Source organism: Streptomyces sp. PL-25 (genome assembly GCF_058344915.1).
The window spans coordinates 751,626-773,711 of record NZ_CP136997.1 but is presented as its reverse complement, the minus strand read 5'-3'; the positions used below and the strand labels follow the sequence as shown (position 1 = coordinate 773,711).

Below are 22,086 nucleotides of genomic sequence, written 5' to 3'. Positions count from 1 at the left end.
GTGCTCGCGTACCCGGTCGCTCCCGGGGACCGGCCGATCGACCGTGAGCTGCGGCGGCTCCTGCGGGACGGCACGTTCGCCCAGGTGCTCGACTACGCGCTCAACCACCGCGGTCTGAGTCTGGAACGGGTGCAGCACCACCTCGCCGCGCAGGGCGTCCGGGTCAGCCGCGCCGCACTCAGCTACTGGCGGCACGGCCGCAGCCGTCCCGAGCGCGCCGAGTCGCTGCGCGCCGTCCGCGGGCTGGAGGCGGTACTCGGCCTGCCCGCCGCTTCGCTGGTGTCGCGGCTCGGTCCGCCCCGGCCGCGCGGACGGTGCCGCAAGGCCGAACCGGACGCGATCGACCGGCGCCGGCTCTGGCCCGCCCACCGGCCGCTGCTCGCCGCGATGGGCGCGCTGCCCGACGACCGGATCAGGAAGCTCGATGTGCACGAGCACGTGCTGGTGGGGGAGGACCACCGGCTGTCGAGCCTGCGCACCCGGATGGTGTTCGAGGCGTCGGCCGACCGCGTCGACCGCTGTGTGGTCCTGCTCTGGGCCGAGGACTCGGCCGCCGCCGTCCCGTCCGACGTCAAGTACTGCCGGGTGGGCCGGATACGGGCCGACGACGCGACCGGCGCCACGGTGTGCGAACTGCTCCTGGAACAGCGCCTCGCCGCCGGTGAGCGGAGCGTCGTGGAGTTCACCTCGCACTTTCCTCCCGGACCCGAACTCACCTTCTACCACCACCGGTTCACCCGGCCGATCCGGCAGTACGTCCTGCAGACCGAGTTCTCCGGACGGCTCCCGGTGAGCTGCGTGCCGTTCCGGCAGGCCGGTGTGCACGCGCCCCGGCACATCGGCGCCCCGCTGTGGATCGGGCCGTCGGGCACCGCGCACCTGGTGATCACCGACAGCGGCCCCGGCATCGTCGGCATGTCCTGGGAATGGGACTGACCGGCGGTTCGGTGAACCACCGGTCAGCCCCTCACGCCACGAGGAGGCCAGGGCAGCCCCCGGTACCCCTCAGTAGACGAACCAGCTGAACCCCGCCTTCCCGCTCCGGCCGCCGCTGTCGGTGGCCGTCACCGTCACGTCGAAGATCTTCGACGCCTGCGACGCGGTGCCGCTGACCACACCGGTCCGGCTGTCGACCGAGAGCCCCGGCGGCAGACCCGTCGCCGACCAGGTGTACGTCCCGCTCCCGCCGCTCGCGCGCAGTTGCAGACCGACCGGAGTTCCGTGCTGGGTGAACTGGAAGCCGGGGTCGTGCACCGTGACCGCTGTCGGTGTTCCGCCCTGGACCGTCAGCGTGAACGCGGCGTCATGGCCGGCCGTCGCGTTCTTGCCGCTGACCGTCAGCTTGTACGTCCCCGCGGGCGTCGACGCGCTCGTGGCGACCGTCAGCGTGGACGAGCCGCCCGCGCTCACCGACGACGGGTCGAAGCTCGCGGTCGCGCCCGAGGGCAGGCCGCTCACCGACAGTGCGATGTCACCCGCGGGCGGGGTGCTGCCCGGCAGATGGGCCTTGATCTCGTCGGCGTACGTCGTCACGCGCGTGTACACGCCGTATGTGTCGCAGTTGTTGGACATCCAGGAGAAGAACCCGACGATCTGGTTGCCTTCAAGGAACGGGCTTCCGCTGTCGCCGACGCACACCCCCGCGTGGCCGTCCGCGTAGCCGGTGCACAGCATCGACCCGTCGCCCTTCCAGTTCGACGACAGTACCGGCTGCTGCGCGCACGCCGAATCCGCGGCCACCGGCAGGTCGACCGTGCGGAGCACGTCGGAGTACGTGGTGGCGCCGGTCCTGCCCCAGCCGATGCCCTTGCCCATCGTGCCGGGGGTGTTGACCGAGGTGTCCGTCGCGATCGTCGGGTAGATCATGCCGGACGGCACCGGGACGTCCTGCGCCAGGGTGAAGACGGCGACGTCGTGGCCGGTCTGCCAGCCCTGGTAGTCCGGGTCGGTCCACACGCTCTTGATGTCGGCGCGGAACCCGGTGTCGTTCAGGTCGGTCGCCCCGTACACGAACCACTTGTCACCGGAGTTCTCCAGCCAGCAGTGCGCCGCGCCGACGACCGTGTGCGGACCGGTGAGCGCCATGCTGCACGACTGCTGCCCGGGGAAGGAACTGCCGTTCCTGCGCATCGAGATCATGAAGGGGTACTTGTCGACCGTGGTCGGGCTGCCGCCCACGACCGCCGGGCCGACGCCGTGGGTCGCCGTGGTGCCGTCGCTCGTTCCGGCCGCCGGGTGACGGACCCCCTGCGGCGCGGCCGCGGTGCTCACGGTCGCGGTCGCCGACTGCCCGGCGGTCACCGTCGCCGAACCCGGGTTCACGCCGATGGAGAAGTCGTCCTGCCCGGAGCCGTTGACGGTCAGCGACACCGGGGTGCCGTGGGTCGTGTCGGCGCTCTTGCCGGTCACGGTGACGTCGCTCCGTCCCGGCGACGCCGAGGACGCCGCGGTCAGCGTCAGCGTGGAGGAGCCGCCCGCCGTCACCGACGCCGGGTCGAAGCCGGCGGTCACACCCGCGGGCAGCCCGGACGCCGACAGCGCCACGGTCCGCGCGCTGCCCTTGACGACCTCGGTGCTGATCGTGGTGGTCACCGACTTGCCCGGGTCGACGCTCACCGACTGCGGACCGGCGCTGATCGAGAAGTCGTCGGCCGCGGGCGGGGTCGCGCCGTCGATCAGCGGGTCGGCGAGGTTGTCGCCCTGCATCGAGCCCCAGCCGGTGCACAGGTCGTAGCCGGTGCCCGCCTGGTACGTGCCGTTGTCGCCCGTGGTGACGTCGTGGAACGCCGAGCCGTACCGGGACGACTGTGCGACGGCGTAGATCGTCGGGTTCATCGCGCCGAGGTTGCCCTTGCCCGCGGCCCCGGCCTTCTGGTTCACCATGGCGATGTAGCCGGCCCACAGCGGCGCCGAGGCGCTGGTCCCGCCGACGTCCTGCCAGCCGCCGTTCATGTAGACCGACACGGCGCCGGCGCCGTAGTCTGCGTCGAGCGCCACATCGGGCACCGACCGGTACTTGTTGGTCCCGGGCTGCCAGTCGGGCCTGGCGAAGATCTGCGAATACCCGCCGCCGGAACGGGTGTTGCCGGAGCCGCCCTGGTTCCAGCAGGATTCCGACTGGTATGTGCCGGCGCTGTCGCTCGTCCGCAGCTGCGTGCCGCCGACCCCGGTGAACAGCGGGTCGCTCGGCGGATAGTCGGCCTGCACCGTGGAGTTGTCGCCCTGGTAGCCGCAGCCGGTCGCCCCCCAGTCACCGGAGGCCGACAGCAGGGTGACCCCCTGCGCGACCATCTGGGTGTACGAGTCGTGCGACGCCTGGATGGGCGCCGACTCGCACTTCTCGCCGTTGAGCCATGAGCCGGACAGCACGGTGATCTGGTTGTCGCTCGCGATCTTCGCCATCTCGTCGACCCAGGCGTTGTCCGAGTTGGGCGCCTCGTACACGATCTGGGCGGCGTTCGGCGCGGTCGCGGCCACCGACTCCACGTCCAGGGTGACTTCGAGCTGGTCGTTCCCCGGGCTGCGGACACCGCCGTTCACCGGGACCACCCGTGCGTTCACCGACGGCTGGCCGAAGTACTTCGTCCACGCGTCGATGTCGGACTGCTTGAACGCGTCGAACTCGATCAGTCCGACGGTCTGCCCCGAGCCGTTGTACGACGCGGACAGGTTCTTCATGCCGTAGGCGGTGCGGAACTGGGCCGGCGTGTACCCGCCGGCGGGGCCGGACGGACCGGCGGGACCGCTCGCGGGCCTGCCGCCCGGTGTCCTGCCGCTGTGCCCGGCCGGTCCGCCGCCCGCCCGGTGCGCCACCGGCCGGTCGGTCAGACCGGTCACCGCCCGCACGGTGGACGCGAGCGCGGACGGCACGGAGGGCGCCTTGTCGCTCGCGTAGAAGTGCCTGCCCGCGGCGTCGGTGTAGTCGCCGATCGACGTGCCGAACGCGGTCTGCACCTGCTCGGCGGTGCCGGTCGCGTCGATGACCTGCCGGTTGCCCGAAACCTTCGTGACACGCAGCCCGTTGGACTTCAGGAAGGCGCTCGCCTCGGCGACGTCGGACGCCCGGGGCGCGTACCGCTCGTTGTACTGCGCGCTGGTGAGGTAGTGGCGGTAGTGCGGTGACGCCGGGTCGCTGACCGACGCGACGAACGCGTCGAGCCCGGCCTCGTCGTGCGGTCTGAGCGACAGCGCGACGTCGATCGTGCGGCCGGCCGCCGTCACACCGAGCCGGTGCGCGCCCGCCGGAGCCGACCCGCCGGCTCCCAGGGACGTCCTGGGATGTGGGTCGGCCGCCGCGGGAACGGCCGCGGCCAGCGCGGCCACCGTGGCCAGACAGGCCGCCGCGGCGGCCGTCCGCGCCACTATCGGCAATCGTGACACGATGCCTCCAAGATGGGGGATGGGAAACACCGCGCCAAGCTAGTGACCCGCGGGCCGAACAGGACCTCCTCAGTGGACGTTCCACGACGTTCACAGAATGCGCCGCGTCGCATCGCGAACGCGCAGGCGGGAGCGGGGGTGGTGGGCCGGTTGTCAACAGAGGTGTGCGGGGCGTCAGTTCACACGGTTCACACCGCTCGACTCGACGGGACCGGCGGCGCCGGCACCGCTCAGTCCTCGCACCCCTCGATGTCGTCCTCGCATCCGCTCACGTCACCGGGGTCCACGGCGTTGAACCGCCACAGCACCAGCCCCTGGGCGTCCGGTCCCATCGGCGGGACGCGCGCAGCGAAGCGGACACCGGAGGGGATGTTGAACTGGTCCGCCTCAAGGTCTCCGCACGTCACCTCCCACTCGCTCCTCGCGGTGCCCCGGTCCAGGGTCAGCGTGATCGAGCGGGGGCCCGGAGCCTGACAGGCGATGTCGAAGGTGTGGGGCCGTCCCTCGGCGGCGAAGGTCCTGTCCAGCCCCTGCGGCAGGCTCACCATCCCCTCGTCGACACGTGCGGAGTCCTCGATCTCCGAGGCGTTCAGAGCCTGTTCGGCGCTCCGGAGCGCGTCCTCCTGCTCCGCCTTGCCCTCCCAGGTGGGGACCGCCGCCGAGGCGGGAGGGGGCCCCTTCCGGTCCGAGCAGCCGCCTGCCGGCACGACGGCGAACGCGACGAGGACGACGGCGAGACTGCGGCGGGCGGGCATGCGGCTCCAGTCGATGACTGCCTCCGCACCCGTCGGCCGGGTGCGGAGGCAGGTCCTACAGGTCTTCGGATCGTTCGGCCGCCCCATCATCTCGCAAGGGCGCCGGCTCCCGGTCGGCGCGTCGTCCCAGGACGCAGCCCGTCGACCGGGCGGCGTAGGGTGGTACGCCGTCACGTACAAGGCATATGACGAGATCGGGAGCTGGTCCTCGTTGAAGGAGCCCTGTTGGCGGCCGTGTTGGTGGCGGCTGCTGTTCCGCGCGGACGGGGAGCCGGGATGGACGGTGCTGGGTCCCGGGGAATTCCGACGGGTTCCGAACCAGGCGTTGAAGAACGCGACCGTCGACGTATGGGCCGATGCTCTGCTGGAGGGTTCGCCCGACGAACTCGACGACCTGCGGGGCGAACTGCTTCTGGAGTGCTACACCGAGCCCGCTCCCGCGGACGGCACTTTGCCGGTGTATTCACGCCGTGTACGGCTGCCGGGTCACGCCCTGCCACCGTTCCCCCGGAGGCGAGACGTCTGACCGCCACGGCCGAAGACCGGCACCACGGCTCACGAGCTGTCCGGCGCGGACGCCTTCACCTCAGCGTTTGAACTCCGTCTCCTCGATACGTGTCTGCACCGTGCGGCCGCTTTCCCACGCGTTGGCGCCCGGCGCGACCTCCGGCGTGGGGATGTCCTCGCGGTTGCGCCGCTTGCGGGAGGTCGAGATGCCGAGCCTGTCGTCCCGGGCCTGGATCATCTCGTCCGCGGCCTGGCCGTCCTGGGTGAAGCCCATCATCAGCTGCGGGATGCCGTAGGGGAAGTCGTCGCGGTCGTACTGCCAGGTGTGGAACGTCTTCCCGTAGGTGGTGACGAGATCCTCGAAGTAGGCGTGTTCGGCCAGGTCGGGGATGCCGGGGGCGGTGAGGCTGCCGGACTTCACCTCGTAGTGGTGGCTGTGCCACAGCCGCTTCTCGTCCTCGGGCAGGCCGCGGAAGCGTTCCTCGCTGATGATGTACTCGATGCCGATCAGCCGGGCGTCCGGTGCGTTGCGGTCGAAGATCACGCACTGGTGCAGGTCGGGGCGGAGGTGGATGCAGAAGTGTGTGGCCTCGACCTGCCGCCCCATGTCGTCGGCGTACAGGTGGAAGCCGTTGAGATACGTGCTCATCGCGTCGAGCGGGTATTTCGGCTGTATCGCTCCGGCCGCGAGGTCCAGTGCGCGGTGCTTGAGCGGGTGTCCCTTGCCGAGCCTGCCGATCGTGGCCGCTTTCCTGCCGAGCAGGAGACCGGCCGCGGCCACCGCGCCCGCCGCCACACCGACACCCGCACCGATGCCGAGAGCCGCGGCCGTCCCCGGACCGTGACCGCGCGTGCGCTGTATGCCTTGTGTGCTCCGTACGAGTGCCATGACCGGCGAGTGCCCTGTGCCCGGCGGCCGTAACGGGCCACCGGCAGCACGGAGTCACCCGCGCTGTACATCGGCACCCCGGCGCTCGCGCTGGCGCTGGCCATGCCGTTCCACCGCGCCCTGCCGGCCCGGACGCGGTTCGGCTGGCCGGCCGCGATCTGCCTCGTGGCGCTCTCGCTGCACCGGCGGCCCACCCACCTGCTCTGGCACGCGGGCGCCGAGCCCAACGGCGTCCCGACCGCCAGGACCTTCGTGCTGTGCGGCCTGCTGCTGATCGCGGCCTGGCTGTCCACCGCGGACGGCCTGCCCCGGCCGGCCGCGCTCGCCGCGGTCCTGGCGGTCCTGGCCGCCCTCGCCCTGGCGGCGCGGAGGCCCGGGTCCTGCCGGTGGTGGCCGTCGCCCTCCTGGTGACCGCCCAGGCGGGCGAGACGGCCGTGGCCGGGATGCGGGTCGCGCAACCGGAACCGCGGCACAGATCCTGGTCGCCGCGGCTGGGCGGGCAGGAACGGGCCGTGGCGGACGCCGTCGCCGCCGCCGACGACTGGCCGCGCTCGCGCACCGATCCCGGCGAGGACCCCGGGCGCAACGACTAGATGGTCGTCGGCGGCCGGAGCGGCGGCTACTACAGCAGCCTGACCGCGCAGGTCACCCAGGACACGCTGACCTCGCTGGGCTACGGCTACTTCGCCAAGGGCCGGCGCCTGGTGAGCCTGGACAACCCCGTGACCGATGCCCTGTTCTCCGTCGGTACGCGCATCCGCCTGGTCCAGGATCCGGCGGGAGGGCCCGGCAAGGTGCCGCGGGCCGCCACCACCGCCGTAACGCCGCTGGTCACCGTCCGTCCCCGGCTGCGCCTGCCGGACGGCACGACACGCTTCGGCGCTTCGGCACCTCCGTCTTCGCCAACCAGGAGATGCTGCTCGGCGCCCGTGTCTACGATCCGCCGGCGCCGATCACCAGGACCCGCGGCGGAAGGGGACCGGTCACCCTCACCACCACCTGTACGCCGGGCAGCCGGGCGTACCTCTCGGCGCTGACGTTCAACGGCTCCGCGACCATGAACGGCGGCCGGCCGGTGGCGTTCGCCGGGAAGCTGCCCGCCGTCCGGCCCCCGCTCCGGAGCATCGGCGTCGTACCGGCCTCCGGGAAGGTCCGGGTCGAGCTGCGCCACACCGGATGGCTGGACCTGCCGGAGCAGCCGATCGGCTGTCTCGTCCCCGGCCGGCTGGAGCGGGCCGTGCAGCAGTCGAGCGCCACCGGTGCCACCCAGATCCAGGTGGGCGGACACTCCGTCATCGCCCGGATACCCGCCGGCAGCACCGGCACGGCGATCCTCGCGATTGCGCGGATCAAGGGCTGGAGGTGCTCGGCCGGTGACGGCCCCGCGCGCCCCGCCGCCGCCTACCTCGGCCTGATCGAGGTGCCCCTGGACGGCACGGCCGATTCCGTCAGCCGCGGCTTCCGGCCGCCCGGCCTGCTGAAGGGCGGAGCGGTCGGAGCGGCCGTCCTGGCCGGTCTCGCGGCGACCGCGCTCTGGTACCGGCGCACCCGCCGCGGGCAGGAGCCGGTCGCCGCGCCACCGGCGGCGTGACACCACCGGGCAGTTCGTCAGCGGGACCGTGTCAGCGGGACCTTGTCAGTGGGGTGTTGTCAGTGGGGTGTGCCAGAGTCTGTGCATGCTCGAGATCGTGGTGAAGACGGAGAACCAGGAGCGGCACCTCCGTGTGTCCGCCGGGGAACTGGCCGCGCTGGTGCGGCGCATCGGCGGCGACGGCGACCGGTTCCTGGTCGTCCAGCGGATACCCGACCTGCCCGACGTCTTCGTCCAGGTCTGGCACGAGGCCGGTGGCGACTACACGCTGGAACACCGCGACGGCGCCCCCGACCGGCATTTCCAGGTCCTGGCGGACCGGCCCGAAGCCGTGTCGGCGGCGATGGCCGGCTGGGCCCGCCAGGAGACCGGCTGGGACGCGGGACTGGAGTGGCGCCTGCTCGACATGGGGCCCGCGCGGGACGTGCCGCCGCCCGCCCTCGGCGCGGACGAGCGCGCCGAACTGGAGGGGCGGGTACGGGAGGTGCTGGTCGGCGGCTACGCCTCGCGCGCGGAACTGGCCGAGCTGGCCGAGGATTACCTGGTCACCGAGGACCGCCGTCCCCTCTCGCGGGAGCAGGCGCAGGCGCTGGCCGACCGGATGTGGCTGGAGCGCGTCGAGGAGCAGGCCGGGTGGGAGGGTGAGACCGACCCCGAGCGGCTCACCCGTGCCTTCACCGCGCTGGAGGCCGCCGGTATCACCGCCCGGGAGAACTTCACCTGCTGCCGCTCCTGCGGCAACGCGGAGATCGGCGCCGAGGCGGCGCCCGGCGCCCGCGGCTTCGTCTACTTCCACACCCAGTGCACCGACTCCGCCGCCGTGGGCCGCGGACTGATGCTTCTGTACGGCGGCTTCGACGGCTCGGAGGAGACCACCGCGGCGGTCGGGCGCGAGGTGGCGGCCGCGCTCGAAGCCGTCGGACTGACCACCGCCTGGGACGGCGATCCGGGCCGGGCCATCCACCTCACCGCGCTCGACTGGCGCCGACGGCTGGTGGGCTGACGGCGCCGGTCGCCCGGCGCCGGACGGCGTCGGAACCACCCCGCCGGAGCCGAGGGAGGCCGGGAGCCGCGCGCCGGGATCCTGGCCGGAGCGAGCGTCAGCCCGAGTGCCGGGCGTCGTGCGGCGTCCGCCGGGCTCCGCGCGGCCGCGTCGGATCGGTACGGACCAGGGCCGCCGCCATGTCCAGCCGACGGCCCTGCTCGTACGCCTCGGCGAAGCGCTCGTCGCCGAGCGCGGCCCGGCCGTGCTCGCTCAGCGCGCGGACCTGCGGGTCGGTGCGGTCGTGGGCGCCGCGCAGCCGGGACGCCGCGCCGAGCAGGACGGCGACCTCGCGGTGGTCCCCGTGCAGCGCGGCGAGGCCGGCCACGGCCACGGCGACCGACGCCACCAGCGGCATGTCCCCGCTGCGGGCCGCGGCGGCGTGTGCCCGGACCAACGCGTCCTCCGTGCCCGCCGCGTCACCGAGTCCGAGGCAGAGTGCGCCCCGCGCCGTGCTGACGAGGGCCTGACCCTGGTCGCCGTCGAACAGGTGGTGTGCGGACAGCCCAGCCTCGACCGACTCGACCAGTTCGCGCGCCCGGACCAGCTCGCCGGTCCGCGTCCGCAGGGCGGCTTCCTGCACATCGAGCAGGACCGCCGTCTCGGGCGTCGACGAGCGCAGCGCGCGCTCCCGTGCCACGGCGATCGTCTCGGCGGCCCGCGCGGTCTCACCGAGCCGTACCCGCAGATCGACCAGGCGGAGATCGACGAAGATCTCGTCGCTGAGGCCGAGCGAACCGAACTCGCGGGCCAGCCGCTTGGCATCGGTCACGTCGGCCAGCGCGCCGTCGAGATCGCCGTCGTACTGCCGTACCAGCGCGCGCATCGGCAGTGCCCTGGCCAGGCCCCAGCGGTCGCCCGCCCGGGTGAAGCACTCCAGCGCGACGCGCAGATCGTCACGGGCCCGGTCCAGACAGCCGTCGTTCTCGGCGAGTTGGGCCCGGACTAGGCACGCCATACCGGCCGCCCACACATCGGGCCCCTCGACGAGTCGCTGGAGGACGCCCGGCGGCACCTCGGCGCCGGTGAGGGAGGCCAGCCAGACCGCGGTCAGCACCCCGCTCGGGCCCGGCAGCCGGGGATGGTCGAGCAACCGGCGGTTGAGCGCCCGCAGTCCGTCGCGCCGCTCCTCGAACCAGTCGTCGGCCGACGCGCCCCGGGTGGCGGAGACGTTGAGCGCGAGCAGCCCCTCGGCGATGTCGCGGGTCAGGCTCGGCCCTCCGGCGGGCAGCGCGACCGCCTCGCCCAGCCAGTGGGCGGCGTCGCGGTGCCGGCCGAGCATCTGCCAGTACCAGATCAGGTCCACCGCGAGGGAGAGCGCGCCGGTGTCGGCGGTGTCGCAGAGGTGGCGCAGGGCGGCGAGCACGTTGTCGTACTCGGTGTGCAGCGCGTGCAGCGCGGGGAGTTGGCCGGGGCCGCGCAGCAATGGGTCGTGGTGGGCGACCAGTTCGGCGAAGTGGCGGGCGGCCCGGTCCCGTACGCCGGGCAGCGCGCCCTGCTCGGCCAGGCGCTCCAGACCGTACTCGCGGATGGTCTCCAGCATCCGGTAGCGGCCGGTGTCCGGTGCGAGGTGCAGCAGCGACCGGTCGACCAGGTCCGCGAGCAGCTCCGGGACATCGGCGGCGGGCACCGCGGTGCCGTCGCGGAGCGCGGTGGCCGAGGCCACCGTGACGCCGCCGGGCAGGACGGAGATCCGCTCCGCGACCGTGCGGGCGTCCGGGTCGAGCAGGTCCCAGCTCCAGGCGATGACCGCGCGCAGGGTGCGGTGCCGGGGGAGCGCGGTCCGGCTGCCGGTGGTGAGCAGGCGGAACCGGTCCGACAGCCCGGCGGCCAGGCCGGTCAGCGAGAGCGTGCGCAGGCGGGCCGCGGCCAGTTCGAGGGCGAGCGGCATGCCGTCCAGACCGCGCACGACGCGCAGCACCTCGGTGAGGTTGTGCTCGTCGACACCGAATCCGGGCCGTACGGCCGCCGCCCGCTCGGTGAACAGGCGCACCGACGCCGTACGGCGGGCCGGCGCGAGCTCCGCGTCCGGCTCCGGCAGGGCGAGCGGGCCGAGCGGGACCAGCGCCTCGCCGTCGACCGCCAGCGGCTCCCGGCTCGTGGCGAGCACCCGCAGCGCGGCGCAGCGGGCCAGCAGGGCCGCGATCAGATGCGCCACGGCGTCGACCAGGTGCTCGCAGTTGTCCACCACGAGCAGCGCTTCGTGTCCGCCCAACTGGTCGGCCAGGGCGTCCACTTCGTCGGCCGGTGCGCCGCGCAGCCCGGCCGGGGCGTCGAAGAGCGCCGAGCCGCGCAGCCCGATCGCGGCCAGCAGCGCCGCACCGGCCTTGGCGGGCTCGGTGACGGAGGCGAGGTCGACCATCCAGACGCCGTCGCGGTACGCGTCCCGGTGGCGGCGGGCCGCCTCGACGGCCAGGCGCGTCTTGCCCGCCCCGCCGGGACCGAGCACCGTCACCAGGCGTCCGGCGGTGAGCAGCTCCTCGATCCGGGCGAGGTCGTCGTCCCGGCCGAGGAAGCTGGTCAGCGGCGCGGGCAGGTTGTCCCGCCGGATCCGCGGGGCGCCGGGGGCGGGCCGCTCGGCGCGCAGCAGGTTCAGATGACGTTCGCCCAGGGCGGCGCCGGGGTCGGTGCCGAGGGTGTCGGCCAACTGCTCGCGGACCCGCTCGTACAGGGCGAGGGCCTCGGCCTGGCGGCCCTGGGCGGCGAGCGCGTCCATGAGCAGCGCGGCCGCGCGCTCGTGGACGGGGTGTTCGGCCAGCAGCGGGGCGAGCCGGGCGGCGGCCATGTCGGCGCGGCCGAGGGCCAGTTCGGCATCCGCCAGGTCGGTGACGGCCTCGGCCGAGGCGTGGGCCAGCCGGGCCGCGAGGGCGGGTGCCACCGCCGAGACGGCCGGGGGTTCGGTGCCGGGGCGGTCGTCCCACAGCGCCACCGCCTCGCCGAGCACCGCCGCCGCGGACCGCGGATCGGCGGCGCGCAGCCGGTCACGGCCCTCGGCGGCGAGCCGCTCGAACCGCAGCGCGTCCACGTCGGCGGCGTCCACGGCCAGCCGGTAGCCGCCCGCGTGCTGTGTGACGGCGTCGGCGGAGGCGAGGGTCCGGCGCAGCCGGGAGACGAGGGCCTGGAGGGCGTGGGGCGGGTCGGTGGGCGGTTCTTCGGCCCAGATCGCCTCGATGAGGCCGTTCGGTCCGACCGGGTGGCCGCCGGCGAGTGCCAGCCGTACGACCAGGGCCCGCAACCGGGCGCCCGGTACGGGCAGGACGGCGCCGTCGCGGGACACCTGGCAGGCGCCGAGCAGTGTGACCCGAAGCCGTGTACCCCCGTCCATTCCACGATCCTCGCACACGGCTGACCGGGCCCGCCCACCGAGCGGGGGCGCCGTCTGCCCGCGTGTCAGCGGCGTGTGCGTCCCGTGTGAGCGGCCCGCCCCAGTCTTGCCGGGACGCAGGAAGGCCGCGGACGGACCGCGGCCCGGTCGTGCGGAAGCCGTGCGGTAAACGGCTTCGGAGAGGTGGTTGTCGTGCATGACGTGGTGATCGTGGGCGGTGGTCCGGTCGGGCTGTTCCTCGCCGGCGAACTCGGTCTCGCGGGCTGCTCGGTCCTGGTCCTGGAGCGGGAGCCGGCGCCCGGCTCCCCGTGGCGGGCCGATCCGCTCGGGATGCGGGGCCTGTCCGCCGGATCCGTCGAGGCGTTCTACCGCCGGGGGATGCTGCCCGTGCTCCGTGCGGCAGCGACGGGCACGGAGGACGGCCCCGGACCCGACACCGACCCGAGCACGGACACCGACCCGAGCACGGACACCGACCCGAGCACGGGCACAAACACGGACACGGACACGGACACGGACACGGACGAGCCGTCCCCTCCCCGCGCGGTGGGCCACTTCGCGGGCATCGTGCTCGATCCGGCGCGGGTCGACCTCGCCGCCCTGCCGTTCCGGCTGCCCGGCCCGGCCGGGGACGGCGTCATGACCTGTCTCGAAGCGGTCGAGGCGCTGCTGTCCGAGCGGGCGGCCCTGCTAGGCGTGGAGATCCGGCGCGGCGTCACGGTGACCGGCGTCGAACAGGACGACGAACACGTGGTCGCGCGAGCCGGCGGACAGGCGTACCCGGCGCGCTGGCTCGTCGGCTGCGACGGCGGACGCAGCACGGTGCGCGGACTCGCGGGCTTCGAATTCACCGGCTCAGGACCGCGGTTCACCGGTTACGTCATGCTCGCCGACGTCGCCGAGCCCGATCTGCTGCGCCCCGGGTTCCACCACACACCGCACGGCATGTACCTCCGGATGCCCGCCGAGGGTCACCTCGGCGTGATGGACTTCGACGGCGGTGTCTTCGACCGCTCGCGGCCCCCGGCCCTGGGCCACCTCCAGTCCGTGCTGCGCCGCGTGTCCGGCACGGAGGTGACGCTGAACGGCGTCTCGCTCGTGTCGACCTACACCGACCGGGCGATGCAGACGACGACCTACCGGCTCGGGCGCGTTCTGCTCGCCGGTGACGCGGCGCACATCCACTCACCCCTCGGCGGCCAGGGGCTCAACCTCGGCATCGGTGACGCCATGAACCTCGGGTGGAAACTCGCGGCGACCGTGCGCGGACACGCGCCCGACGGGCTCCTCGACACCTACACCCGCGAACGGCACCCCGTGGGAGCCGACGTGCTCGACCGCTCGCGCGTCCAGGTGGCGGCGATGCGGCCGGACGAGCACGGCCGCGCGCTGCGCGGGATGCTGGGCGACCTGCTCGCGACCCGCGACGGGACGACCCACATGTTCGGGAGGCTGTCCGGGACGTCGATCCGCTACGACCTCGGCGGCGACCACCCGCTGACCGGACGCACCGCCCCCGACCTCCGCCTCGACGACGGCACCCGCCTCGGCGAGTTGCTGCGGGACGGCCGAGGGGTCCTGCTCGACCTCAGTGCCGACCGGCGCCTGCGCGACACGGCCACCGGCCGGGCGAGCCGACTGCGCTACGCGGCCGGCACGGCGAAGAACGACCTCGGCCTGGGCGCCGTCCTCGTCCGCCCGGACGGCTTCGTCGCCTGCGCGGCCGGCCGCGACGTCGACCCGCGACCGTTCGAGCGGGCCGCCGAGCGGTGGTTCGGCCGCTAGGAGAGGCCGCTAGGTGAGACGGTGGCCGCCCTGCGACGGCCCCCTGCGAAGACCTTCCCCTCCCACCCATTCACATCTCAAGGAGCACATATGACGATCACCCTGCGCCCGGGAACCACCGTGATGTTCACCGGCGACTCGATCACCGACAGCGGGCGGTCGGCGAGCGAGGTCGGCCTCGGGTCCGGCTACCCGCTGCACATCGCGGGGGAGTGGGGCCTGCGGCACCCGGACCGGCCCGTGACCTGGCTGAACTCCGGGGTCGGCGGCCACAAGGTCATGGACCTGGAGGCCCGTTGGCAGACCGATGTGCTCGACGCCCGTCCGGACGTGGTGTCGATCCTCGTCGGCATCAACGACGTCGGCTGGCACACCCTCGACCCGGACGGCTACATGATCCCCGTGGAGGACTTCGCGGCCGGCTACGACCGCCTGCTCGCGCCGCTGGCCGAGCGCGGCACCGGACTGATCCTCGTCGAGCCCTTCCTTCTGCCGTACAGCGACAGCCTGGACATCGACGACGACCACCACATCGGCCCGGACGACTGGAAGCAGTGGCGCGCCGACCTGGACCCCAAGATCCAGGCCGTCCGCGACCTCGCCCACCGGTACGGCGCCCGGCTGCTCGCCGCCGACGGCATGTTCGCCCAGCTCGCCGCGGCGACCGGCCCGGCGCACTGGGCCGCCGACGGCATCCACCCGACCCCGGCGGGCCACGCCGCCCTCAGGGAGGCGTGGCTGAGGCTGGTCGCCTGACCGTCCCCCTTTCGAAAGACATGTTTCGAGCGTAGAGTATCGAAACATGTCTTTCGAAGAAGGCGTCGCTCCCCGTGAACCCCGCGACCTCACCGAACCGAAGGCCATGCGTGCCCTCGCCCATCCCACACGCCTGGCCTTGCTCGAAGCGCTCGGCCGCCGCGAGCCGCTGACCGCGACCGAGGCCGCCCGGATGGTGGGCGAGTCCCCGACCAACTGCGCCTTCCATCTGCGCACGCTGGCGAAGTACGGCTTCGTGGAGGAGGCAGGAGGCGGTGCGGGGCGCAGCCGCCCCTGGCGGCGTACCCACATCGGCTTCCGCCTCGAGGACGCGGCCGACGCCGGCGACACCGAGACCACGACCGCCGCCGCCGCGCTCGGCGCGGTGCTCTGGGAGGTGTGGCTGGAGCGGATCCGCAAGGTCGGCGCGATGCGGGCAGGGTTCTCCGGGGACTGGAGCAGGATCACCAGCTCCGCAGACGCGGTCTTCCACCTCACCCCGGAGGAAGCCGAGTCCCTCCTGGGGGAGATGACCGCGCTTCTCCACCGCTACCGCGAGCGGCTCGACGATCCCTCGCTGCGCCCCGAGGGCGCCGTCCCGATGGAGCTGATCCAGTTCACGTTCCCCGCCGACGCCCTGCGCCCGCTGGATGACTGATCGTGCGAGCCCTGCTCGTCCGCCGTGACATCCTGCTGCTCGTGCTGGCCCAGCTGATCGACATGGCGGGGAGCAACGCCTTGTGGATCGCTCTCGGCGTCCGCGTCAAGGAGCTCACCGGCAGTGACTCGGCCGCCGGTCTGACCTTCTTCGCCTTCGTTCTAGGCACCCTGGGCGCACCTCTGTGCGGTGCTGTGGTGGACCGGTTGCGCCGCGCGCCGCTGCTGATCGCTCTGAACCTGTTCTCGATGGTGCTGGTGCTGCCGTTGCTGCTGGTGCACGATCGCCACGGCATCTGGATCTGCTACGCCGTCATGGTCTTGTACGGACTGGCCAACGGCACCTCCGGCTCGGCCATGACCGCGCTCACTCAGACGTTGATACCGCCCGAGCACCTGGGCGATGCCAATGGCCTTCTCCAGACGCTGCTCCAGGGAGTGCGACTGGTCGCGCCGCTCCTGGGCGCGGGTGTGCTGTCCACCTTCGATCTGGCGCCGCTGGTGGTGGGCGACGCCGCGACCTTCGCCCTCGCGGCCCTGCTGGTCGCTCTGATCCGCCTACGGGAGAACGGGCCGCGACACCCTGGGCCGGAGGAGGAACGGCAGGCAGCCGGGGCCCGTCTCACCGCCGGTTTCCGGCACATTGCGGGGACTCCTGCTCTGCGCCAGTTCACCGTCGCCACGATGATCGCGGTCATCGCCTTCGGGTTCTCGCAGTCGGTGCTCTTCGCGGTGGTCGACTCCGGACTGCACCGCCCGCCAGCCTTCGTCGGGGTGCTGGGGGCGTCGCAGGCCGCAGGTGCCGTGGTGGCCGGGGCAGGTGCCGCGGTGCTCATGCGGCGTGCGGGGGAAGCCCAGACGGTGGTGTTCGGGCTGGTCCTCTCTGCTGCGGGGTTCCTCCTGACCGCCGTCCCGGCTCTGCCTGCGGTCGTGCCCGGCACCGTGCTCATGGGGACGGGTCTGCCCTGGATCATCGCGGGCGGCACCACCCTCCTCCAACGGCGCACGCCCGCCCGCCTGATGGGGCGGGCCGACGCGGCGCTGGGTGTGCTGATCGGTGTGCCGCAGACCGCGGCGATCGCCGTCGGAGCCGCACTGGTCGCGCTCGTTGACTACCGCGTCATGCTCGTCCTGATGGCGGTGCTCACATCGGTCGCGGCGTGCTACCTGGCCACCCGTACCGCTCAGCCGGCGACGGGAACACCACCTAACGGCCCCGTGACGACGAGTGCCTGACGGGGTCTCACCAGCGTGCGCGCATCACCTCGGCAGTCGTCCGAGCAACTCGGGGCCGCGCGCCCGCGAGCGCTGTGCCGCCGTCCCCCCGGGAGTGCCGGACCCGGTCACCGTGCTCCGTCGGCCGGATCACGACCTGCGGCAGCCCTCCTGGGCGAGCAGCCAGGCGCGGGCCGCGTGCAGGGGGTCGTCACGGTCGCGGGCCGCCGGGCGGGGGTCCTTGACGACCTCCTCGTCCGGCGGGATCGGCCCGTCGTAGACGCGGCCGGTCCGGTCAGCTTCCCGGGCGCCGGTGAGGAGGAGCAGCGCGCCGTCGGGGAGGGGGTACGACGCGTTCCCCGTCGGGAGGCCCTGGGTCGGTTCGCCGAAGAAGCGGGTGTGCGGGCGCCCGTGGAAGGCGATCACGACCGCCTCGCCCGCGCTGCGCGTCGCCCCTCCGGTCAGTACCGCGACCGGCGGCGTGGCCTGGGCGAGGGGCTTCGCGGCGCCCCAGCCGGCCGATGTGCCGTCCTGGTAGGGGGTGCCGTCCTTGACCGACCACACGGACTTCTTCCCGTCGGCGTCCACGAAGGCGCCCACCGTGCCGTCGCCCAGGACCGGCCCGGCGACCGCGAGGACCGGCCACATCCCGCCGCCGGTCGACCCTCTCAGATCCACCACCCAGCCGCAGGCTCCCGCCCGGTCCGTCCTCGCCACGGCGTCGCGGCCCTGTCGCACATATGTGTCGTACGTCTTCTGGGCGCCGTCCACGCCGGGCAGGGCGAGGTAGCCGACGCTGTGCCCGAGCGAACGGCTCCGGGGTGGCTCGGCGGGCGTCGCGGAGGGGTCCAGCTGGGCCTTGGCCTGCGCCGGATCCCAGAACTGGCTGTGCCGGTCGCCCAGACGGCTCAACGCCACCTCGATCGCCTCGTAGGTGTCCGCCGGTCCGCGCGCGCCGTGTGCCTGCGCGAATGTGCTGCGGCGCAGGGCGGTCCAGTCGACCTGGCGACGGCGGAGCGAGTGCTCCTCCATGATGTCCAGCGCCTTCGACAGGTAGGTCCGCGCCGCGGGCGCCATGTCGCCGTCGGCCGAGTCCCGCGCACCGCCGCCGGTGCACGCCGTCGCCGCCATGACGACCACGAGCAGCCCGGCGCACACCGGTACGCGCGGTGAACGTCCTCGCCTCATTCCGTCCCCCAGATGCCCCGACGACCACATGACCCGATGCCCGGACGCACAGGCCCCGTCCCTGGAAGGCACCCTAACGCCGGTGATCGTCCGCCGTTCCGGCCTGTGGAAAACCGGCGTCCGGCGGCGGAAGCACCGGCCGGAAGGCGGTGAGACTCCGGAAGCCGCACAAAGGGGAAACCGCTACCGTCATGGCGTATGAGCAGACGGTTTCCGCTCTTCTTCTCCGCGATCCCGCGTCTCGTCTGCGCGGTGGTCGCCGGAGTGCTGATCGGGGCGGCGGTCGCCATGCCGACGGACGCACCGCTCGGTGTCCTGGCGGGAATCACCGCGACGGAGACGCTCTTCGTGGTGACCGGGTGGATCGTGCTGTGGCCCATGGACGCCGAGGAGACCCATGTGCACGCACGGCGCGAGGATCTGCGTCCGGTCGCCGAGGAACTCGTCGTGGTCGCGGCGGCCGTGTGCGGTCTGGCGGGTATCGCGGTGCTTCTGCTCGGCAATTCCGATCCCGTGCACGCCGCGACGGCGCTCGGCGGTGTGTTCATGGCCTGGGCCGCGCTGCACCTCATGTACGCCACCCGTTACGCGTTCCTCTATTATCCCGAGTCCACCCGGGGGATCGACTTCAATTCCCCGGAGCCACCGGCGTACCGGGATTTCTTCTATTTCAGCTACAACCTCGGCATGACCTACCAGGTCTCCGACACCGGAGTGTCGAGTCCGGCGATCCGGGCCATGGTGCTGCGCCACTGCCTGCTGTCGTACGTCTTCGGCACCAGCATTCTCGCCACGGCGATCAACCTCGTCGCGGGCATCGTCACCCGCTGACCCCGCCGGAGGGGGCGGGACAGGTCGGCTGTCCGTCACGGACCCGCGCGTGCTCGTTCAGCGTGTCTCGTCGATGCGCGGTCCTTCCCCTTGATGCGCGGTCCTTCCCCTTGTTGAGGAAACACCCACGCGCCCCGGGGGACCCGGAAGGGCTGCGGGAATTGCCGCAACTGCTTCACCAGGTCGTCGAACTCCCGTGTCGAGTGCCCGATCGTGAGGACGCGGTTCATCGCCCTACAGCCTGGTCAGCGCCCCTCCCTTGTGCATCGCCGTGTGCTCGGTCCTGTCGCTCTTGATCTCGTACTGGGGATCGTCCTTCGAGCAGTGGCGTGTACGGCCCTTGAATTCGACGTCGTGGGTGTGCTTCTTCACGATGACACCCTCCACGTATCCGGCCTCAGAATTCCACCGCACATGGTCCCCGACCGTGAATTCCTTTGCCATCACCGCACCCCTTCCTCGCATTTCCCGCCTGCCGGAAGACCGTGCACGAGTACCCCGGCCGAGCCCGCGCCACCCGTCGGCCCCGGTGGCGGCGGCCTCCCGCACGGCGCCCCGGCTCCCCGCTCGCGGCCGTGCCGTCCGGCTGGGACCATGGCCGTGAACAGGAGGCGGACGCGGAGGCGGGCGGTGGCGGAGGCGGGGGCGCCGACGCACCCGCGCCGCGCCGACCACCGGCGGCCCCGACGACGACGCTGTGATCGACCACGACGAGAACGCTGTGACGAAGGCGCTGTGATGCTGAGATGCAGGCGCTGAGCTGGGCCTACGACGGCTACGAACCGGAGCACGAGCGCCTGAGGGAGGCGCTGTGCACCCTCGGCAACGGCTGCTTCGCCACCCGCGGGGCGCTCCCGGAGTGCGCCGCGGACGCCGTGCACTACCCGGGCACCTATGTGGCCGGGTGCTACAACCGGCTCGTCTCCAGGGTGGCGGGCCGCGAGGCCGAGCACGTCGAGCACATCGGGCACATCGAGAACGAGGACATGGTCAACGTTCCCAACTGGCTGCCGCTGCGCTTCCGCCTCGCGGGCGGCTCCTGGCTGACCCCGGACACCGCGACGGTCCTCGACCACCGGCAGGTCCTCCGTCTCGACGCCGGACTACTCGAACGCCGTACCCGGTACGGGCTCGGCCCCGCGCGCTCGCTGACCGTGCGCCAGCAGCGCATCGTGCACATGGGGGACCCGCATCTCGCCGCGCTGCGCACCGAGTTCACCGCCGAGGGGTTCACGGCGGACGTCGAGACCGAGGCGGCGATCGACGGCGGCGTCATCAACGCGGGCGTACCCCGCTACCGGGACCTGGCCGGGCGGCACCTCACCCATGTGCACACCGGCACGGCGGCGCCTGACACCGTCTGGCTGCGCTGCCGCACCCGTACCTCCGACATCCGTATCGGCCTGGCGACCCGGCTGGCCTGCGACGGGCCCGCCGCTCCGGTGCCCGGCCGGCACGAGCACCTGCGCGCGGTGCAGGAACTGCGGCTGCGGCTGGCGCCCGGCCGGACCGTCACCGTCGACAAGACCGCCGCGCTGCACACCTCCCGTGACCCGGCCATCGGCGACCCGGTGCACGCCGCCGTCGACCGGGTGCGCGCGGCGCCCGGCTTCGCCGCGCTGCTGGAGGAACACCGTAAGGTCTGGGAGCAGTTGTGGCGGCGCGCCGACATCGACGTGCCCGCAGAGGCCGGACGCATCCTGCGCCTGCACCTCTTCCACGTCCTGCAGACCCTCTCCCCGCACACCGCCGACCTGGACGTCGGTGTGCCCGCCCGGGGGCTGCACGGCGAGGCCTACCGCGGCCATGTCTTCTGGGACGAACTGTTCGTGCTGCCCTTCCTGAACCTGCACTTCCCCGAGGTCTCCCGGGGTCTGCTGCGCTACCGCCACCGGCGGCTCGGACCGGCCTGCGCGGCGGCGCGCGCGGTGGGCCGCCGCGGGGCGATGTACCCGTGGCAGAGCGGCAGCGACGGCCGGGAGGAGACCCAGCGCCTGCACCTCAACCCGCGTTCGGGGCGCTGGCTGCCCGACCACTCGCACCTCCAGCGGCATGTCGGCTCCGCCGTCGCCTACAACGTGTGGCAGTACGTCCAGGCCACCGGGGACACCGACTTCCTGCACACCGAGGGCGCCGAGATGCTGCTCCAGATCGCCCGGTTCTGGGCGGACTCGGCCACCTGGGACGCCCGGCTGGGACGGCACCGCATCCTCGGCGTGATGGGCCCCGACGAGTACCACGACGCCTACCCGGACGCGGACCGGCCGGGCCTCGACGACAACGCCTACACCAATGTCACCGCCGCCTGGGTCCTCGCCCGCGCCCTGGACACCCTGCGCACCCTGCCCGAACCGCGCCGCCGCGAACTCCTCGCGCGTCTACGGGTGGAGGACGGCGAGCCCGAGCGGTGGGAGGAGGTGTCCCGCACCCTGCACGTGCCCTTCCACGACGGCGTCGTCAGCCAGTTCGAGGGGTACGCGGACCTCGCCGAACTCGACTGGGCCGGCTACCGCCGCCGCTACGGCGACATCCGCCGCCTGGACCGGATCCTGGAGGCCGAGGGCGACACCGTCAACCGCTACAAGGCGTCCAAGCAGGCCGACGCGCTGATGCTCGGCTACCTCTTCGCCCCCGCCGAACTGCGGTCCCTGTTCGGCCGGCTGGGACACCGGCTCGACGAGGACCTGTGGACCCGCACCGTCGACCACTACCTCGCCCGCACCAGCCACGGATCCACCCTCAGCGGTCTGGTGCACGGCTGGATCCTGGCCCGCGCCCGCCGCGCCGACGCCTGGGGGTTCGTCCGCGAGGCGCTGCGCGGCGACATCGCCGATGTGCAGGGCGGCACCACCGGCGAGGGTATCCACCTGGGCGCCATGGCGGGCACCCTGGACCTCGTGCAGCGCGGACTGACCGGTCTGGAGACCCGCGAGGACGCGCTGTGGCTCGATCCGGTCCCGCTGCCCGAGCTGTCCTCCTACGGCGTCACCCTGCGCTACCGGGGCCACTGGGGCGTACGGCTGCGGATGGAGCACGGCCGCATGGAGATCGCCGTGCCCCGCTCCGTCTGCGCCCCGATCGACGTACGCCTGCCCGGCCGCGCCCTCGGCATCGAACCGGGCGAGACCTGCCGCATCCTCCTGACCGACGACGACCACTGAGACG

General features: G+C 73.0%; 17 protein-coding genes. 11 read left to right on the top strand and 6 right to left on the bottom strand.

Translation table 11 applies throughout. The features are described 5' to 3' along the window. Positions 1-936: an XRE family transcriptional regulator gene (locus R4Z62_RS03330; RefSeq protein ID WP_159393068.1), complete on the top strand. Its 936-nt coding sequence runs from the start codon at positions 1-3 to the stop codon at positions 934-936. Between the two features lie 69 nt (positions 937-1,005). On the opposite strand, the gene R4Z62_RS03325 is transcribed toward R4Z62_RS03330, so the two are convergent. From R4Z62_RS03325 to R4Z62_RS03315, 3 genes are all read right to left on the bottom strand, one after another. Further along, positions 1,006-4,362, bottom strand: a complete 3,357-nt coding sequence (locus R4Z62_RS03325; protein WP_491519076.1) for a trypsin-like serine protease — start codon at positions 4,360-4,362, stop codon at positions 1,006-1,008. Between the two features lie 248 nt (positions 4,363-4,610). Next, complete coding sequence (locus R4Z62_RS03320; RefSeq protein WP_491519075.1) at positions 4,611-5,135, bottom strand: hypothetical protein; 525 nt, start codon at positions 5,133-5,135, stop codon at positions 4,611-4,613. A gap of 586 nt (positions 5,136-5,721) precedes the next feature. After that, positions 5,722-6,531 carry an OBAP family protein gene (locus R4Z62_RS03315; RefSeq protein WP_355475717.1) on the bottom strand — a complete coding sequence of 270 codons (810 nt, stop codon included), beginning with the start codon at positions 6,529-6,531 and terminating at the stop codon, positions 5,722-5,724. 102 nt (positions 6,532-6,633) lie between these two features. Here R4Z62_RS03315 and R4Z62_RS03310 point away from each other — a divergent pair, with 102 nt between their 5' ends. The 4 genes from R4Z62_RS03310 to R4Z62_RS03295 all read left to right on the top strand — a co-directional run bounded on the left by R4Z62_RS03310 (position 6,634) and on the right by R4Z62_RS03295 (position 9,125). Beyond that, positions 6,634-6,942, top strand: a complete 309-nt coding sequence (locus tag R4Z62_RS03310; RefSeq protein WP_491519074.1) for a hypothetical protein — start codon at positions 6,634-6,636, stop codon at positions 6,940-6,942. Beyond that, on the top strand, positions 6,921-7,124 hold the full coding sequence (locus tag R4Z62_RS03305) for a hypothetical protein (protein ID WP_237305293.1): 204 nt from the start codon (positions 6,921-6,923) through the stop codon (positions 7,122-7,124). The genes R4Z62_RS03310 and R4Z62_RS03305 overlap by 22 nt, the downstream gene beginning before the upstream one ends. A 320-nt stretch (positions 7,125-7,444) precedes the next feature. Then, a complete protein-coding gene (locus tag R4Z62_RS03300) occupies positions 7,445-8,122 on the top strand; it encodes a hypothetical protein (RefSeq protein ID WP_382844344.1) in 678 nt (225 codons plus the stop codon). An 85-nt stretch (positions 8,123-8,207) separates the two neighbouring features. After that, complete coding sequence (locus R4Z62_RS03295) at positions 8,208-9,125, top strand: DUF6891 domain-containing protein (protein ID WP_355475703.1); 918 nt, start codon at positions 8,208-8,210, stop codon at positions 9,123-9,125. Positions 9,126-9,222: 97 nt separating this feature from the next. On the opposite strand, the gene R4Z62_RS03290 is transcribed toward R4Z62_RS03295, so the two are convergent. Continuing rightward, a complete protein-coding gene (locus R4Z62_RS03290; RefSeq protein WP_491519073.1) occupies positions 9,223-12,489 on the bottom strand; it encodes an ATP-binding protein in 3,267 nt (1,088 codons plus the stop codon). A 192-nt stretch (positions 12,490-12,681) separates the two neighbouring features. On the opposite strand from R4Z62_RS03290, the gene R4Z62_RS03285 reads away from it, so the two are divergent. From R4Z62_RS03285 to R4Z62_RS03270, 4 genes are all read left to right on the top strand, one after another. Then, the gene (locus R4Z62_RS03285) at positions 12,682-14,274 is read left to right on the top strand and encodes an FAD-dependent monooxygenase (RefSeq protein WP_491519072.1); all 1,593 of its coding nucleotides are present in this window, start codon (positions 12,682-12,684) and stop codon (positions 14,272-14,274) included. 90 nt (positions 14,275-14,364) lie between these two features. Next, positions 14,365-15,030, top strand: coding sequence for an SGNH/GDSL hydrolase family protein (locus tag R4Z62_RS03280; protein WP_491519071.1), 666 nt, complete (start codon positions 14,365-14,367; stop codon positions 15,028-15,030). A gap of 46 nt (positions 15,031-15,076) precedes the next feature. Continuing rightward, a complete protein-coding gene (locus tag R4Z62_RS03275; RefSeq protein ID WP_491519070.1) occupies positions 15,077-15,688 on the top strand; it encodes a winged helix-turn-helix domain-containing protein in 612 nt (203 codons plus the stop codon). Positions 15,689-15,690: 2 nt separating this feature from the next. Beyond that, the gene (locus R4Z62_RS03270) at positions 15,691-16,923 is read left to right on the top strand and encodes an MFS transporter (protein WP_491519069.1); all 1,233 of its coding nucleotides are present in this window, start codon (positions 15,691-15,693) and stop codon (positions 16,921-16,923) included. 129 nt (positions 16,924-17,052) lie between these two features. Here R4Z62_RS03270 and R4Z62_RS03265 read toward each other — a convergent pair whose 3' ends face one another. Next, positions 17,053-18,090, bottom strand: coding sequence for a S41 family peptidase (locus R4Z62_RS03265; protein ID WP_491519068.1), 1,038 nt, complete (start codon positions 18,088-18,090; stop codon positions 17,053-17,055). Between the two features lie 198 nt (positions 18,091-18,288). Here R4Z62_RS03265 and R4Z62_RS03260 point away from each other — a divergent pair, with 198 nt between their 5' ends. Further along, positions 18,289-18,921, top strand: a complete 633-nt coding sequence (locus R4Z62_RS03260; RefSeq protein ID WP_355475689.1) for a DUF1345 domain-containing protein — start codon at positions 18,289-18,291, stop codon at positions 18,919-18,921. 234 nt (positions 18,922-19,155) lie between these two features. Here the strand turns inward: R4Z62_RS03260 and R4Z62_RS03255 are convergent, their stop codons facing one another. Next, positions 19,156-19,365: a hypervirulence associated TUDOR domain-containing protein gene (locus tag R4Z62_RS03255; protein ID WP_385491336.1), complete on the bottom strand. Its 210-nt coding sequence runs from the start codon at positions 19,363-19,365 to the stop codon at positions 19,156-19,158. A gap of 302 nt (positions 19,366-19,667) precedes the next feature. On the opposite strand from R4Z62_RS03255, the gene R4Z62_RS03250 reads away from it, so the two are divergent. After that, positions 19,668-22,082 (top strand): glycoside hydrolase family 65 protein, encoded by a 2,415-nt coding sequence (locus R4Z62_RS03250; RefSeq protein WP_491519067.1) that lies wholly within the window; start codon positions 19,668-19,670, stop codon positions 22,080-22,082. Positions 22,083-22,086 lie beyond the last annotated feature (4 nt).

What these genes read in the sequence shown, in the direction of transcription:
- R4Z62_RS03280 (WP_491519071.1), top strand. Translation starts at nt 14,365, where the DNA reads ATGACGATCACCCTGCGCCCGGGAACCACCGTGATGTTCACCGGCGAC.
- R4Z62_RS03260 (WP_355475689.1), top strand. Translation starts at nt 18,289, where the DNA reads ATGAGCAGACGGTTTCCGCTCTTCTTCTCCGCGATCCCGCGTCTCGTC.
- R4Z62_RS03320 (WP_491519075.1), bottom strand. Translation starts at nt 5,135, where the DNA reads ATGCCCGCCCGCCGCAGTCTCGCCGTCGTCCTCGTCGCGTTCGCCGTC.
- R4Z62_RS03290 (WP_491519073.1), bottom strand. Translation starts at nt 12,489, where the DNA reads ATGGACGGGGGTACACGGCTTCGGGTCACACTGCTCGGCGCCTGCCAG.
- R4Z62_RS03295 (WP_355475703.1), top strand. Translation starts at nt 8,208, where the DNA reads ATGCTCGAGATCGTGGTGAAGACGGAGAACCAGGAGCGGCACCTCCGT.
- R4Z62_RS03315 (WP_355475717.1), bottom strand. Translation starts at nt 6,531, where the DNA reads ATGGCACTCGTACGGAGCACACAAGGCATACAGCGCACGCGCGGTCAC.
- R4Z62_RS03275 (WP_491519070.1), top strand. Translation starts at nt 15,077, where the DNA reads ATGTCTTTCGAAGAAGGCGTCGCTCCCCGTGAACCCCGCGACCTCACC.
- R4Z62_RS03310 (WP_491519074.1), top strand. Translation starts at nt 6,634, where the DNA reads ATGCCGTTCCACCGCGCCCTGCCGGCCCGGACGCGGTTCGGCTGGCCG.
- R4Z62_RS03255 (WP_385491336.1), bottom strand. Translation starts at nt 19,365, where the DNA reads ATGGCAAAGGAATTCACGGTCGGGGACCATGTGCGGTGGAATTCTGAG.
- R4Z62_RS03300 (WP_382844344.1), top strand. Translation starts at nt 7,445, where the DNA reads ATGCTGCTCGGCGCCCGTGTCTACGATCCGCCGGCGCCGATCACCAGG.
- R4Z62_RS03250 (WP_491519067.1), top strand. Translation starts at nt 19,668, where the DNA reads ATGCAGGCGCTGAGCTGGGCCTACGACGGCTACGAACCGGAGCACGAG.
- R4Z62_RS03265 (WP_491519068.1), bottom strand. Translation starts at nt 18,090, where the DNA reads ATGAGGCGAGGACGTTCACCGCGCGTACCGGTGTGCGCCGGGCTGCTC.